This window comes from Dyella japonica DSM 16301 (genome assembly GCF_001010355.1).
Classification (GTDB): Bacteria; Pseudomonadota; Gammaproteobacteria; order Xanthomonadales; family Rhodanobacteraceae; genus Dyella; species Dyella japonica.
Genome location: NZ_JPLA01000032.1, coordinates 42,638 through 56,902 on the forward strand (window position 1 = coordinate 42,638; position 14,265 = coordinate 56,902).

Genomic DNA, 14,265 nt, shown 5'->3' on the forward strand with positions numbered 1-14,265 from the left:
TCCATCCATTAGGCATGGATGCGAGTGCTGGTTGGTTGAGCCATGATGGCCCCCTCCACGACAAGGAATGGCCATGCGCAACGCACTGCTCGTCCGCCTGCTCGGTCTGATCGCCCTGCCGATGGCTGTTTGCCTGGCACATGCGCAAACACCGGCAGCGATGCCGACCGGCGACGAACTGACCCGCACGATTGCTTCGCTTGACAGCAAGGTCTTCGACGCCTACAACCACTGCGATCTGAAGACGTTCGGCGAGTACTTCAGCGACGACATCGAGTTCTACCACGACAAGGGTGGACTGATGACTACTCGCGACGCCATCGTTGATGCGACCCGGCGCAATATCTGCCACAAAGTGCGGCGCGAACTGATCGGCAACATCGAGGTGTATCCGATCAAGGATTACGGCGCGATCGAGATCGGCACGCACAAGTTCTGCCAGCTCGAGTCCGGCAAGTGCGAAGGCATGGGCAAGTTCTTCCATATCTGGCGTTACCAGCATGGCCAGTGGCAGCTGACGCGCGTGGTGAGTTACGACCATCGGCCGCTCGAGCCTGCAAACTGAGCGCCACCACGCCCTTGTAGGAGCGCACCCTGTGCGCGACAGCCTACGGAGCGATGAAGCCGGATCGGTCGTCGCGAAGACCGGGCACAGAGGCTTCCGGTCAGTCCGCGGTCGCGCACAGGGTGCGCTCCTACAATCGATTAGGGGATGCGGCTCTCTGGGTGCCGCACCTGCCCTTCCCCACGCACGACAAATCGCTCGATGGTGAGCGACTCCGCCCCCATCGGGCCATACGCATGCAGGCGAGTGGTGGAAATGCCAATCTCCGCCCCCAGCCCCAGCTGCCCGCCATCGGAAAAGCGCGACGACGCATTGACCATCACCACCGCCGAACGCAGCGACTGCACGAAACGCTGCGCTGTCGATGTATCACCGGTGGCAATCACTTCGGTGTGGTCGGAGCCGTAGCGTCGAATGTGCGCGATCGCTTCGTCGAGACTGTCCACCACGCGCAGCGCGATGATCAGGTCGAGAAATTCGGCGGCGTAATCCTCTTCGCTGGCAGGACCTGCTGCGGGCACCAGGGCGCGGGTGGCTTCGTCGCCGCGCAACTCAACGCCGCGCTCGCGCAACGCCGCCGCGGCGCCGGGCAGGAACGCATCAGCCACATCGCGATGCACCAGCACCGTTTCCAGCGCATTGCACACGCCAGGACGCGAGGTCTTGCCGTCGATCAGCAGATTCAAGGCCAGCGTTAGATCGGCAACGCGATCCACGTACAGGTGACACACGCCCTTGTAGTGCTTTATCACCGGCACGCGCGCATGTTCGGTCACGAAACGGATCAGGCCCTCGCCGCCGCGTGGAATGGCCAGATCGACCAGATCGCTCAACTGCAGCAGCGCCACCATGGTCTCGCGGCTGAGATCTTCGACCAGGGTCACGGCCGCCGTCGGCAACCCGTGGGCGTGCAGCGCCTCGTGCAGCGCGGCGGCGATCGCGCGATTGGAGTGGATGGCCTCCGAGCCGCCGCGCAGGATCACCGCGTTGCCTGCCATCAGGCATAGCGCAGCGGCGTCGGCGGTGACGTTGGGGCGAGCTTCGTAGATCATCGCGATCACGCCGAGCGGTATGCGCACGCGCTCCACGGTGATGCCGTTGGCGAGCGTTTCCCGTCGCGTGACCACGCCCACCGGATCGGGCAGCTGCGCCACATCGCGCAAGGCCTGGGCGATACCGGCCACGCGAGCCTGGTCGAGTCGCAGCCGATCCAGCATGGCGCCCTGCACGCCCTTGTCGGCGGCCAGTTGCATGTCCTGTGCGTTCGCATCGAGCACGTCGTCGACCCGTCGTTCGAGCGCGTCCGCCATGTCATTCAACAGTGCGCGCTTGCTTGGCGTGTCGAGCATGGCCAGCAGGGGTACCGCCTCACGGCAGGCCATCGCCAACGAACGGATGTCGCTCATGCGTCGATATCTCCGGTGGTCTCGATGTCTGCCGTGGTGGCGAGATCATCACGATGCACGACTTCCGCACCGTAGCTGTAACCCAGGATGATTTCGATATCGCGGCTATGCCGCCCGGCCAAACGCTTCACTTCGCCGGCGCCGTACTGGCTCAGTCCACGCGCCACCGCACGCCCCTGCTCGTCGACGATCTCGACCAGGTCGCCGCGGTGGAATTCGCCGATCACCGCAAGCACGCCACCGGGCAGCAGGGAGGCGCGTCCGCTGGCCAGGGCACGCACTGCACCCGCATCCACATGGACGCGTCCCGGTGCAGCGGGCGCATGGCGCAACCAGTACTTGCGCGCCTGCATGCGATTGCGGCCAGCTGCGAAAAACGTTCCCAGCAATTCACCGCGCGAGAGTGCGGCGACGGCGCCGGCGTTTCGGCCGCTGAACAACGCGGTCGGTATGCCCGCGGCGCCCGCCTTGGACGCCGCCTCAAGCTTGGTATGCATGCCGCCCGTACCGACCGCGCTGCCGCTGCCGCCGGCCATGGCCAGGATCTCGGGCGTCAGCGCGTCCACTCTCCTGATGGGCGTCGCCGCGGGATCGCGGCGCGGATCGGCGGTATACAGCGCATCGATATCGGAAGCGATCAGCAACAGGTCCGCATCGACCAGGGCCGCGACGATGGCGGCCAGATTGTCGTTGTCGCCCAGCTTCAACTCGTCGACCGCGACCGTGTCGTTCTCGTTCACCACCGGCAGCACGTCAAGCGCCAGCAGTTCGCGCAGCGTGGTGCGGGCATTGAGATAACGGCGCCGGCTGCGCAGGTCGTCATGGGCCAGCAGGACCTGTGCCACCGGGCGTGCGCTGAGCGACTGCCATAGCGCGATCATCGGCGCCTGCCCCAAGGCGGCCAGCGCCTGGCGCGCCGCCAGATCGCCGCCGCTGGGCGCATGCGCCCGCAGCTGCGCCCGCCCTGCCGCCACCGCGCCGGAGGACACCAGCACCACTTGGCGGCCTGCCTCCCGGCTCGCCCGGATGAACTCCGCCAGCCTCGCGGCATAGGCCGCCGTGAGGCCGCCGCCGTCGGCTGCCAGCAGGTTGCTGCCCACCTTCAACACGGCACGACGCCAGGCAGGCAGCGCCTGCGGGGCCGTCTGCACGCGCTGCCCCTCATTCATGATTCGGCACTTCCCGTACTGACGGTCGTCATGCCGATCTCCGTTTAGACGTCCAGATGGCCGAGTCTATCGCGCAATTCGTCCAGGCGCAGGTCGTTGCCGGAACCGGGCGACACGCGAGCAGCCAGGCTGCCCTCGGGCGTGCGCCCCGCACCCGCCGAGGCGGCGGCATCGGCCGCTGCCCGATAGGCGTCGCGGAACGGCACACCAGCTGCCGCCTGCTCGATCGCCACATCGGTGGCGTACATCGCCGGCTCGATCGCGGCGCGCATGGCGGGCTCGTTCCATTCCATCCGCGCCAGCAGATCCGGCACCAGTTCCAGCGCGGCCAGACCGTGGCGGCAGCCGTGGAACAGCGAGCCCTTGGAGAACTGCAGGTCACGCTGGTAGCCCGACGGCAGCGAGAGCAGCTGCTCGATCTCGGTACGCGCAGCCGCCACGCTGGCATAGCTGGCGCGCAGCAGCTCGACTACGTCGGGGTTGCGCTTGTTCGGCATGATCGAGCTGCCGGTGGTGTACTCCGACGGCAGCTTCACGAAGTTGAATTCCGCGGTGGTGAACAGCGACAGGTCCCAGGCCATGCGGCGCACGTCCAGCAGCGCGCCGGCAATCGCCTCGAGCACGGCCATCTCGAACTTGCCGCGCGAGAGCTGCGCATAGATCGGCGACACCTGCATGCGGGCAAAACCCAACGCCTGGGTGGTGTGTTCGCGATCCAGCTTGAGGTTGACGCCATAGCCCGCGGCCGTGCCCAGCGGATTGGCATCGATCAGCAGCGCCGTCTGCTTTGCACGCAGCGCATTGTCGATAAAGCCCTCGGCAAAGCCGGCAAACCACATGCCGGTGGAGGACACCACGGCACGCTGCAGATGGGTGTACCCCGGCAGCGGAACCGCCGGCTGGGCGGCGCGATCGAGACAGACCTGCGCGATCGCACGGCAATACTGTTCCAGCGCCGCCAGTTGCTCCTTCAGCCACAGGCGCGTGGCGACCAGGATCTGATCGTTGCGGCTGCGGCCGGTGTGCACGCGGCGCCCAGCATCGCCAAGGCGCTCGGTGAGACGCGCCTCGATCGCCGAATGACCGTCTTCATAGCGATCGTCCAGCACGAAGGCGCCGCTGCGGAAGTCCTCGGCCAGCGCATCCAGCTCGCGCTTGAGCGCGGCGGCTTCGTCCGCGCTGACCACGCCGATATTGGCCAGGCCTTCGACATGCGCCTTGCTGGCGGTGATGTCATGCAGGAAAAACTCGCGATCCAGCAGCACGTCGTCGCCGGCAAGAAACGCCATGATGCGGGCGTCGATCTTGATATTGGATTTTTGCCAGAGGGGTTGGGTCATTGGAATGCCTCTTTAGAGCGAGAAGTGAGAAGTTAGGAGTTAGTAGCTAGGAGTGAGAAGTGAGGGATGAGAAGTGAGATAGAGCTGAAGAATGACGGCTTTCTCTTACTCCTCACTTCTCCCCACTCACTTCTGGCTCTTCCCACTCACTTCTCGCTCTTCGATCGCCGTGTACTCGTCCACGCCAATGGCGCGATTAATGTTCTGCATGGCCTGCGTCGCGGCGCCCTTCAACAGGTTGTCCAGCGTCGCCACCACCACCACGCGCTTGCCGTCGTTGGACACGGCAAAGCCGCCGATATCCACATGGTGCTTGTTGGCGATCTGGCTGACCCAGGGCGCCTCGTCCACCACATGCACGAGCTTCTCGCCTTCATAGGCGCCGTTGAAGCGCTTGATGATGTCCTCGCGCGTCACAGGACGCGCCAGGTAAAGGTTGGTGGTGACGGTGAGGCCACGGAAATGAGGCGCCACGTGCGGCATGAATTCCACCGGCACGTTGAGATGGCGGCTCGCTTCCTTCTCGTGCATGTGGCCGGTCAGCTGGTACGGCATCAGGTTGTCGCGCAGCTTTTCCGGATTGTTCTTGTCCGAGGGCGTGGTGCCTGCGCCGGAGTAGCCGGAAACACCAAAACTCACCGGCGGCGCGGCAAGCAAGTCCTTCAATGGCGCAATCGAAAGCTGGATGGCGGTGGCGTAGCAACCCGGATTGCTGATGCGCTTCTCGCCGCGCCACAACTGGCGGGTGAGCTCAGGCAGGCCGTAGTACCACGTCTCGTTGAAACGATAGTCGGCCGAGAGGTCCACGATCAGCGTGTCCGGCTTGGCCTTGTCGATCGCCTCGACATACGGTGCGGCCTTGCCGTTAGGCAAGGCCAGCACCACCACGTCCGCCTGCTGCGCCGCCACGGCCTCGGCATCAAGATTCACGTAGCGCAGCTCACCAGTGTAGCCCTCCACGTGATCGGCCACGCGCTGACCATCCAGCTCGCGCGAAGAAACGAAGGCAAGCTCCAGCGACGGATGCGCCGCCACCAGCCGGATCAGTTCGGCACCGGTGTGCCCGCGCGCGCCCACGATGCCCAAGCGATGTTTAGTCGTGCTCATGATTCAGTCCACCAGGGTCGGCAGGCGCTGCGCGCAATGCGCCACGCAGCTGGCGATCGTGTCGAAGTCGTCGATGCCGTACCAGAACACTTTCCAGCTCGGCTGCTTGAGACAGCCATCCGATTCGGCGTAATAGAAATGGTTGACGCTGTTGCCGTGACGCGAGCGCCAGAACAACTGCGGATTCTCCTCGCGCATCACCTGCCACACCGCGCGACCCAGGCCTTCGCCCTGTGCGTCGTCCAGCACGGCGAACTTGTCCAGATACGGCAGGCCGCCTTCCATGGTGAGTATCATCGCGGTGCGATAGTTCTCGCTCACATAGACACGGAACGGCATGGTGCGCTCGAAATAGTCAGGCACCAGCGTGCGTCCGAAGCTCGACTCGATCAGCTCGCGCATCCGACCCAGGTCGATGCCTTCCCACGACTCGAAGCGCTTCACCTTTTCGCCGCGGCGAACCAGCGTGCCCGAACCCTTGTGCGTGAACAGTTCCTTCGCCAGCTCGGACGGCTTGGTGATGGAGACCGACGAAGTCAGCGGCAAGTCGTTCAGCAGGTCGGCGATCTGTTCGATCTTCAGGCGCATGCCGCCGTTGATCCACGGCTGCGACATCAGGTGGTCGAATTCCGTGCTGAGGTTGATCGAGTCGATGATCTTGCCCTGATCGTCCAGCAAGCCGCCGGTGCCGGTGAGGAACACGATCTTGTACGGCTGCAGCACGCGCACCAGTTCGTTGGCGGCGAAGTCGGCGTTCACGTTGAGGATCTGGCCCTCTTCGGTTTCGCCAAGGCTCGCAATCACCGGAATGGAACCGGCACGCAGGCTCGCTTCGATCGGCGCCAGGTTGATCTGGCTGACCTTGCCGACCAGGCCATAGGTATCGCGGTCGATATAGCTGGCCGTGAACACGCCCGACGGCACCGAGGTGGCGCGCGTGTCCATGGTCTGCAGGGCTTCGACCAAGCGCAGGTTCTGTTCCTGGAACACCTTGCGCACGATGGACAAGGCCTTGGGCGTGGTCACGCGCAGGCCGTTCACGGTCTGCTTCTCGATGCCCGCGGCCGACAGCTCTTCGTCCAGCTGCGGACCGGCGCCGTGCAGCACGATCGGGGTCAGGCCCACCTGCTGCAGGAAGGTGAGCGACGAGGTCAGCGCGGGCAGATCGTCGCGCAACACGGCGCCACCGACCTTCACCACGGCGAAGCGCTTCGCATCCAACTGCGAGAAACGCTTGAGGTATTGCTGGATCTCCTTCGCGCTACCCATGCTCGAAAGCAGGCGGACGATGGTTTTCCGGGTGTGCTTGTGGGCTTCCACTTCGGTCTTAGCTCTTATCGATGAGGCGGTAGATGGTCTGGGCGTAATGCTGCAATTGATCGAGCGCGACCCACTCGTCGGCGGTATGCGCCTGGGCGATATCGCCGGGGCCGTAGACAAAGCTGATGTAACCGGCAGCCGAGAACAGCGCCGCCTCGGTCCAGAAGTCCACCGCGTTGCCGATCGGGATGTTCAGCTCATCGGCCAGGTCGCGCGCCGCCAGGCGGCGCGCTTCGGCCGTGGCCGTGTCGCCCGCCGGCAGCGAGTCGCCGCGGAACAGTTCCTGGAACTCCACCGGCTGCGGCTCCACCAACGTGCGGAAGGTGTTGAGCAGCTGCTCCGGCGCCATGGTCGGCAACGGACGGAAGCCAAAACGCACATCGGCGGACGGCGCAATCATGTTCGCCTTGATGCCGCCGTCGACGCGGCCGATGTTGAAGCGCAGCCCGGTGAGGCCGCCAAAGCGCTCATGCGCCTGCTTCTCCACATAATCGAGCGCAGCAGCGCCCCAGCGCACGGCCTGGTGCACCGCGCTGTCGCTGGGTTTCTGCTCGCCCGACGCATGGCCGGCACTGCCCTTGAAGCGCATCTGCACCGAATGGATGCCACGGTGCGCCAGCACGGCTTCGCCCTTGGTCGGCTCAGCCACGATGATGGCATCGTAGGCCGGCTTATCCTTGAGGAAGCCGGCGATGCAACGCGGATCGTTGGCCTCTTCGTCGGTGGACAATAGCAGGGCCATGTCGCCGCTGGTGACGTTGGCCACGGCAACGAGCGCTGCCGCTGCACCCTTGATATCGCAGGCGCCCAGGCCGATCGCACGGTCTTCGGTTACGCGCAGCTCGTGCGGGCTGGCGGTCCAGTGCGGCGAATCGGGCACGGTGTCCAGGTGCACATTGAACAGCACCTTGGGCTTGCCGCGCACGGCATAGAGCGTGACCGCGCCAGCGCCGTAATCGGTCACGGAAACATCGAAGCCCGGCAGGTTGTCCCGCAGGTAATCGAAGATGCCGCCCGTGCCGATTTCGCGCGGCGGATTGCGCGTGTCGTAGCTGACCAGCGCGCGGAGATGTCGGAGGGTGTCGTCCAGTAGTGCGTTCATGCGATCCAGGCAGGTGACATGGTTGCCTCAAGTTTTCCCATCCGTCATTCCTGCGAGAGCAGGAATCCAATGCCTTAGCTTTAGGGGCGAAAGTCACTGGATCCCAGCTTCCGCTGGGATGACGAGCGTAGGTCAGCGGTTGATCTCAGCCCACAAGGTGCTGCTCATGCCGAACAGCTTGATGAAGCCTTCGGCCTCCTCCACGCCCCAGTCCGCGGACTGCGCGTAGGTGGCGCCCTTGGCATTGAGGATGTGCGGCGAGCGCACTTCCACCGCCGTCACCTGGGCACCGGAGGTTTCCAGCACCACCTCGCCATTGACCTGGCCCTGGCTGGAGGACAGGAACGCCTCCAGGTCGGTCTTGATCGGGTCATGGAAGAAGCCTTCGTACACGACTTCCACCCACTTGCGCGCCACTTCCGGCTTGAAGCGGTTCTGCTGCTTGGTCAGCACGGCTTCTTCCAGCGCGCGGTGCGCGGCGAGCAGCGAGATCAGGCCCGGCGCTTCATACACAATGCGACCCTTCAGGCCGATGGTGGTGTCGCCGGTGTACATGCCGCGGCCCACGCCGTAGGGCGCGAACAGCTCGTTGAGCTTGGCCAGCAGCTTGTCGCCCGGCAGCTTTTCGCCATTGAGCGACACCGCCTCGCCCTTCACGAAGCCCAGCGTGACGGTCAGCTTTTCGGACGGCCATTCGGCGCGCGGCTTGCACCAGCCGCGGGCGCCTTCACCCGGCGTCTTCCAATGGTCGATCTCGCCGCCAGAGAGCGTCACGCCCAGCAGGTTCTCGTTGATGGTGTAGCTCTTCTGCTTGGCTCGCACTTCGAAGCCGCGCTCTTCCAGATAGGCCTGCTCATAGGCACGCGTCTGGGTGTGTTCCTTCTGGATCTCGCGGATCGGCGCCACGATCTGGTAGTCGCCCAGCGCCTTCACGGCCAGATCGAAGCGGACCTGGTCGTTGCCCATGCCGGTGCAGCCGTGCGCGATCGCCTTGGTGCCCAGTTCCTTGGCGCGCGCAATGGCGGCGTCCACGATCAGGTAACGGTCGGACACCAGCAGCGGATACTGGCCCTGGTAGGCCTCGCCCGCCTGCACGAACGGCTTGACGAAACCGTTCCAGATCGCCGGACCGCCATCGACGGTGACATGGCTGGCCACGCCCAGCTCCTTGGCGCGCTGCTCGATATAGGCGCGCTCCTCGGCATCCACGCCGCCGGTGTCGGCGAACACGGTATGCACGGCCCAGCCGCGCTCCTTGAGGTAAGGCACGCAGAAGCTGGTGTCGAGGCCACCGGAGAAGGCGAGAACGATGTCTTTGCTCATGACTTGCGAATCCTGAGATGGAAGGCTAAACGGATAAATAGTTAAACGGATTGGACCACGATGCGCGGTTCGACGCGCACCGGAAAATTCACGGAATTGGCGATAAAGCAGCCGTGGTGAGCAGCATCGTGTGCCGCCTCGGCCTTGGCCGCGTCGCTGTCGGCGGTAATGGTGACCACCGGATGCAGCACCACTTCGGTGAAGTGGCCGCCATGCGTATCGGTTTCCATCGTGCCTTCGGCGCTATCGGTGTATGCCGTCACCACGACGCCGACCAACACCGCCTGATGCAAGTAGGACAGCATGTGACAGGTGGACAGTGCCGTCACCAGCATGTCTTCCGGGTTGACCTTGCTGGCATCGCCGCGAAACATCGGGTCGGACGAGCCTTCGACGGTCGGCTTGCCCTCGATGCGGATCTCATGGCCGCGGCCATAGCCCTGATAGGTCTTGGTGCCCGTGCCCTGGTTGCCGGTCCAGGTCACGTCGACTTTGTAGTGGTGCTGATGGGTGTGGCTCACGAGCTTGCCTCTTCTTGTTTCGACATGAGATCGGCCAGTTCCGCATCGCCGCGACCGGCACGCTGCCCGAGGCCGGCGATCACACCGGCGCGATTGGCCGCCGGATGGTTCTGGTTCAACTTGAACTTGCCTTCGATGCGATCGATGGAAATTTCCAGCCCGGCGATGGCGCGTAGCATCTTCTCGATGTGATCTTCCGGTGCGTCGGAGACCTGCCAGGGCGCCGGAAGACCAGCTTCATGGCGATCGGTGAGGCGCTCCAGCAACTGACGCAACCAAGTGGCGTCGTCGATCACACGCAGGCGGCCATGCACGTGCACCACGGCGTAGTTCCAGGTGGGCACTTCGCGATGGGTTTCCTGCTTGCTGGGATACCAGTTGGGACTGATATAGCCGTCCGGACCGCGAAAGATCACCAGCACGTCGGCTCCGTCCATGCGCGCCAGTTCATTGCCGCGCGCCACATGACCGTGCAGCATTCCATCCACCAGCTCGATCGGCAAATGATTGGCCGCCAGCCCGTCCTCGCCCTGCACCACCACGGTGGCGAACGGGTAGGCGCGCATCAGCGCGTGCAGCGTCTCGCTGTCCGTCTGCTTGAAGTGCGCGGGCTGGTACATGCTCAGCCCTGGCCGATCAGCGAGGCCATGACGGCCTTCTGCACGTGCAGGCGGTTCTCGGCTTCATCGATGGCGATGCACGCGGGCGAATCCATCACCGCGTCGGTGGCCTTGATATTGCGGCGCAACGGCAGGCAATGGCTGAAGAGGCCGTTGTTGGTCAGGGCCATCTTCTGTTCGTCCACGATGAAGTGCTTGTGCGCATCGCGGATCGGCTTTTCCTGCTCCCAGCGGCCGAAGAACGGCAGCGCGCCCCAGCTCTTGGCATACACGACATCGGCGCCGCTATAGGCCTCTTCGATGTTGTGGCTTACCTTGAGCGAACCGCCGTTTTCCTTGGCGTTCTGATAGCCGAACTCCATGTAGCGCTCATCGAGCACATAGTCCGGCGTGGGGCACAGCAAGGTCACGTCCATACCCATCTTGGTGGCGATCAGCAGCGCGGAATTGGCCACCGCCGTGTTGAGCGGCTTGGGGTGATAGGTCCAGGTCAGCACGTATTTCTTGTTCTGCAGGCTGCCCAGGTGTTCCTTCATGGCCAGCGCGTGGGCGAGCTCCTGGCATGGGTGGGTGATGGTTTCCATGTTGATCACCGGCACCGTGGCGTACTTGGCGAACGCCTTGATCACGTTGTCCTGGCGATCCACCTGCCAGTCCTGGAACTTCGGGAAAGCGCGCACGGCGATCAGGTCCACGTAGCGCGACAGCACGCGTGCCACTTCGGCAATGTGCTCTTCGGTGTCGCCATCCATCACCGTGCCCACCTCGAACTCGATCGGCCACGCATCCTTGCCCGGCGCCAGCACGATGGCATGGCCGCCCAGGTGGAAGGCGCCGAGTTCGAAACTCGTGCGCGTGCGCATCGACGGGTTGAAGAACATCAGCGCCACCGACTTGCCGGCCAGTTGCTGCCCGCGCGGCGAGCGCTTGAAGGCAGCTGCCTGCTCGAGCAGCGCATCGATCTGGGTGCGGCTGTAATCCTGGGTGGTCAGAAAGTGGCGAAGCGTCATGAGGAAGTTGCCTTTGTCCAATCGTCGGAATCCGGAAACAAAAAAACCCGGCTGCTAGCCGGGTTTTATCGTCGATACACGTGAAACGCGTGCGACAGCCTACCCGGCCATAAAGCGGCACAGCGGTCGGCGAGCACGCGACGTCATCCCAGCGGCCATGCGGGCGCTAGTGAGGACAGTGGCGGTATAGACGGCTGCGGACATGGGTGTTCCGGGAGGTTGAATTGTCATGATGACGGGATTTTCGCTGCCATGCAACAACGAATGCCCCCGATCGCGGCACCCGACACCAAATCGCCGCCCGGAGGCGGCGATGGACGGGGGATCTCAGTCGGCGGGAGAAACGCTCACCCGCACGCGCAGGCGCTCGCCGGGATCGTAGTTGAGGCGGGACAGGTAAACCTCGCCGCGATAACGGTACTCCACGTCGTAACCCATGATGCGGCGCTGCTCGCTGACCGCCGCCACCTGGCGGCAATGGGTTTCGGTAGTCGCATATTCGCCGCCGCCGGACTGGGTGGCGCTATTGCCCACGGCCCCGCCGGCGACCGCACCGGCCACGGTGGCCGCCGTGCGGCCGTTGCCGTGACCCACCGTGCTGCCCAGCACACCGCCCACCACGGCACCCAGGATGGTGCCGGCCGCCGAGCCCTGGCTGGGGGCCTCACGTACTACTTGCTGGTCATAGCATTCCTGGCGCGGCACCTCGGTACGGGCCACGCCATACACGGGGTCGACGCGCAGCACATCCGCCCAACCGTAATGGGTGTTGTCTTCATTTTGATTCTGATAGCGCGCATCCTGCGCAAATACGCCAGTGGTCATTACGGACAGCACGAGCGCAGGGAACAACCACTTGGTCATTACGACCTCCGCAGGAAGCAATTCGGGCGCATCTCTGCACCTCATAGCATCCATTGCAGCAAATTCACGCTGAATCGACGCTTAGAGGTTTTCTTGCGCCGCCTGCCCGCACCGAGCCAAGCGCTGCCAGGGCTGTCCCCGGCCCCAGCGGAGGCCACGGCGGCTTGTTAAGATGCGCGACCGGCTTGCGCCCGCCTGGCGCCTGCTCCCACCGTCCGGACCACCCGACCGATGCCGATTTCGCTCCACAACAGCCTGACGCGCCGCGTAGAAACGTTCACCCCGCTCGACCCGCAGCGGGTCACCATGTATCTGTGCGGGCCGACCGTCTACAACTACGTGCATATCGGCAATGCGCGCGGGCCGGTGGTATTCGACGTGCTGGTGAAGCTGCTGCGGCGCCACTATCCGAACGTGGTCTACGCCCGCAACATCACCGACGTCGACGACAAGATCAACACCGCCGCCCAGCAGCTGGGCGTGGGCATCGAGAGCATCACCACCCGCTACGCCCAGGCCTATCGGGAAGACATGGCGGCGCTGGGCATTGCCCCACCCGACGTGGAGCCGCACGCCACCGCTCACATGCCGCAGATGATTGCGATGATCGAGCGCCTGATCGCCAGCGGCCATGCGTACGCCGCGGAGGGGCACGTGCTGTTCTCGGTGGATTCGTATGCCAAGTACGGCGAGCTGTCGGGCCGCGATCCGGAAGAATTGCTGGCCGGCGCCCGCGTCGAGGTGGCCCCGTACAAGCACAATCCGGGCGACTTCGTGCTGTGGAAGCCCTCCACCCCCGACCTGCCCGGCTGGGACAGCCCCTGGGGCCGCGGCCGCCCTGGCTGGCACATCGAGTGCTCGGCGATGAGCGAAGCCCACCTGGGCGACACCATCGACATCCATGCCGGCGGCGTCGACCTGCAGTTCCCGCATCACGAGAACGAGATCGCCCAGTCCACCTGCGCCCATGGCGGCAAGGTGTTCGCGCGCTACTGGCTGCACAACGGCATGCTCACCTTCAGCGGCCGCAAGATGTCCAAGTCGCTGGGCAACGTGATGCTGGTGCATGAGCTGCTCAAGGAACATGCGCCCGAAGCGCTGCGCCTGCTGCTCCTGCGCGGCCACTATCGCCAGCCGCTGGACTGGTCCGACACCGCCATCGCCCAGGCCATCAGCACGCTCGATGGCTGGTATCGCGTGTTGCGCGACCTGGTCGACGTGGAAGTGGACACCACCGCCCTTCCCGTACCCGCCACGGTCGAAGCCGCCTTGTGCGACGACCTCAACACTCCGCAGGCCCTGGCCGAGCTGTCGCAGCTCGCCGACGCCGCACGCCAGGCCGGCAGCGAGGAAGAACGCCGCGCCGCCAAGACCACCCTGCTCGGCGCCGGCGCCGTGCTGGGCCTGCTGCAGCAGGACCCCGAGAGCTGGTTCAAGCAGACCAGCGGCGCCACCGAAGTCGACGCCGCCCGCGTCGAAGCCCTGCTGGAAGAACGCCGCACCGCCCGCGCCAGCAAGGATTTCAAGCGCGCCGATGCCATTCGCGAAGAACTCACGGCGATGGGCGTGGCCATTGAAGATGGTGCGCAGGGGACGCGGTGGAGTGTGGTGAAGGGGTGAGGTGAAGGGTCACGCCTTCGCTCTTTTGCCCCAAACCCTCTCCATAGAAACCTTCCCGCGAGCACCCGCCCCTCACCCCGGCCCTCTCCCCGCAGGGGAGAGGGAGAAGTGCGGTGTATCGCGTTTCTCTCTAGGCGGCTCGCACCATCGAGCGATTGTGGGAGCACACCCTGTGCGCGACAAACCTACGGAGCGGTACACCGCAGCGTGCCTGTCGCGCACAGGGTGCGCTCCCACAGACAAGCGACAAGCGCGGCGCGGCTCGCCACGCGCAGCCTAAAGCCGATGCGCAGCGAGG

Annotated in this window: 13 protein-coding genes; 2 read left to right on the forward strand and 11 right to left on the reverse strand. The window is 64.7% G+C overall.

Annotation, left to right across the window (positions count from 1 at the left end):
* Window positions 1-73 precede the first annotated feature (73 nt).
* The gene (locus tag Y882_RS12865; RefSeq protein ID WP_244466341.1) at window positions 74-565 is read left to right on the forward strand and encodes a nuclear transport factor 2 family protein; all 492 of its coding nucleotides are present in this window, start codon (window positions 74-76) and stop codon (window positions 563-565) included.
* Window positions 566-705: 140 nt separating this feature from the next.
* Here Y882_RS12865 and Y882_RS12870 read toward each other — a convergent pair whose 3' ends face one another.
* The 11 genes from Y882_RS12870 to Y882_RS12920 all read right to left on the reverse strand — a co-directional run bounded on the left by Y882_RS12870 (window position 706) and on the right by Y882_RS12920 (window position 12,347).
* The gene (locus Y882_RS12870) at window positions 706-1,971 is read right to left on the reverse strand and encodes a glutamate-5-semialdehyde dehydrogenase (protein ID WP_046972331.1); all 1,266 of its coding nucleotides are present in this window, start codon (window positions 1,969-1,971) and stop codon (window positions 706-708) included.
* On the reverse strand, window positions 1,968-3,140 hold the full coding sequence (gene proB / locus Y882_RS12875; protein WP_046972332.1) for a glutamate 5-kinase: 1,173 nt from the start codon (window positions 3,138-3,140) through the stop codon (window positions 1,968-1,970). The genes Y882_RS12870 and proB overlap by 4 nt, the downstream gene beginning before the upstream one ends.
* A gap of 44 nt (window positions 3,141-3,184) precedes the next feature.
* The gene (locus tag Y882_RS12880) at window positions 3,185-4,480 is read right to left on the reverse strand and encodes an argininosuccinate lyase (protein WP_046972333.1); all 1,296 of its coding nucleotides are present in this window, start codon (window positions 4,478-4,480) and stop codon (window positions 3,185-3,187) included.
* A gap of 126 nt (window positions 4,481-4,606) precedes the next feature.
* Entirely contained in the window at window positions 4,607-5,587 is a 981-nt protein-coding gene (gene argC, locus Y882_RS12885) for an N-acetyl-gamma-glutamyl-phosphate reductase (RefSeq protein ID WP_046972334.1), read from the reverse strand.
* Window positions 5,588-5,590: 3 nt separating this feature from the next.
* Window positions 5,591-6,907, reverse strand: a complete 1,317-nt coding sequence (locus tag Y882_RS12890; protein ID WP_046972335.1) for an acetylglutamate kinase — start codon at window positions 6,905-6,907, stop codon at window positions 5,591-5,593.
* 7 nt (window positions 6,908-6,914) lie between these two features.
* On the reverse strand, window positions 6,915-8,009 hold the full coding sequence (locus tag Y882_RS12895) for an acetylornithine deacetylase (RefSeq protein ID WP_046972336.1): 1,095 nt from the start codon (window positions 8,007-8,009) through the stop codon (window positions 6,915-6,917).
* Between the two features lie 132 nt (window positions 8,010-8,141).
* Window positions 8,142-9,332 carry an argininosuccinate synthase gene (locus tag Y882_RS12900; RefSeq protein ID WP_046972337.1) on the reverse strand — a complete coding sequence of 397 codons (1,191 nt, stop codon included), beginning with the start codon at window positions 9,330-9,332 and terminating at the stop codon, window positions 8,142-8,144.
* A 41-nt stretch (window positions 9,333-9,373) separates the two neighbouring features.
* Complete coding sequence (locus tag Y882_RS12905) at window positions 9,374-9,853, reverse strand: OsmC family protein (RefSeq protein ID WP_046972338.1); 480 nt, start codon at window positions 9,851-9,853, stop codon at window positions 9,374-9,376.
* The gene (locus Y882_RS12910) at window positions 9,850-10,473 is read right to left on the reverse strand and encodes an FMN-binding negative transcriptional regulator (RefSeq protein WP_046972339.1); all 624 of its coding nucleotides are present in this window, start codon (window positions 10,471-10,473) and stop codon (window positions 9,850-9,852) included. The genes Y882_RS12905 and Y882_RS12910 overlap by 4 nt, the downstream gene beginning before the upstream one ends.
* A 2-nt stretch (window positions 10,474-10,475) precedes the next feature.
* A complete protein-coding gene (locus Y882_RS12915) occupies window positions 10,476-11,483 on the reverse strand; it encodes an N-acetylornithine carbamoyltransferase (protein WP_046972349.1) in 1,008 nt (335 codons plus the stop codon).
* Window positions 11,484-11,810: 327 nt separating this feature from the next.
* Entirely contained in the window at window positions 11,811-12,347 is a 537-nt protein-coding gene (locus Y882_RS12920) for a glycine zipper 2TM domain-containing protein (RefSeq protein WP_046972340.1), read from the reverse strand.
* A gap of 231 nt (window positions 12,348-12,578) precedes the next feature.
* On the opposite strand from Y882_RS12920, the gene cysS reads away from it, so the two are divergent.
* Window positions 12,579-13,967: a cysteine--tRNA ligase gene (gene cysS, locus Y882_RS12925; protein ID WP_046972341.1), complete on the forward strand. Its 1,389-nt coding sequence runs from the start codon at window positions 12,579-12,581 to the stop codon at window positions 13,965-13,967.
* Window positions 13,968-14,265 lie beyond the last annotated feature (298 nt).

Bases quoted from the DNA above. Each gene is read 5' to 3' on its own strand.
- Y882_RS12865 (WP_244466341.1), top strand. From the start codon at position 74: ATGCGCAACGCACTGCTCGTCCGCCTGCTCGGTCTGATCGCCCTGCCG.
- Y882_RS12870 (WP_046972331.1), bottom strand. From the start codon at position 1,971: ATGAGCGACATCCGTTCGTTGGCGATGGCCTGCCGTGAGGCGGTACCC.
- proB (WP_046972332.1), bottom strand. From the start codon at position 3,140: ATGAATGAGGGGCAGCGCGTGCAGACGGCCCCGCAGGCGCTGCCTGCC.
- Y882_RS12880 (WP_046972333.1), bottom strand. From the start codon at position 4,480: ATGACCCAACCCCTCTGGCAAAAATCCAATATCAAGATCGACGCCCGC.
- argC (WP_046972334.1), bottom strand. From the start codon at position 5,587: ATGAGCACGACTAAACATCGCTTGGGCATCGTGGGCGCGCGCGGGCAC.
- Y882_RS12895 (WP_046972336.1), bottom strand. From the start codon at position 8,009: ATGAACGCACTACTGGACGACACCCTCCGACATCTCCGCGCGCTGGTC.
- Y882_RS12900 (WP_046972337.1), bottom strand. From the start codon at position 9,332: ATGAGCAAAGACATCGTTCTCGCCTTCTCCGGTGGCCTCGACACCAGC.
- Y882_RS12910 (WP_046972339.1), bottom strand. From the start codon at position 10,473: ATGTACCAGCCCGCGCACTTCAAGCAGACGGACAGCGAGACGCTGCAC.
- Y882_RS12915 (WP_046972349.1), bottom strand. From the start codon at position 11,483: ATGACGCTTCGCCACTTTCTGACCACCCAGGATTACAGCCGCACCCAG.
- Y882_RS12920 (WP_046972340.1), bottom strand. From the start codon at position 12,347: ATGACCAAGTGGTTGTTCCCTGCGCTCGTGCTGTCCGTAATGACCACT.
- cysS (WP_046972341.1), top strand. From the start codon at position 12,579: ATGCCGATTTCGCTCCACAACAGCCTGACGCGCCGCGTAGAAACGTTC.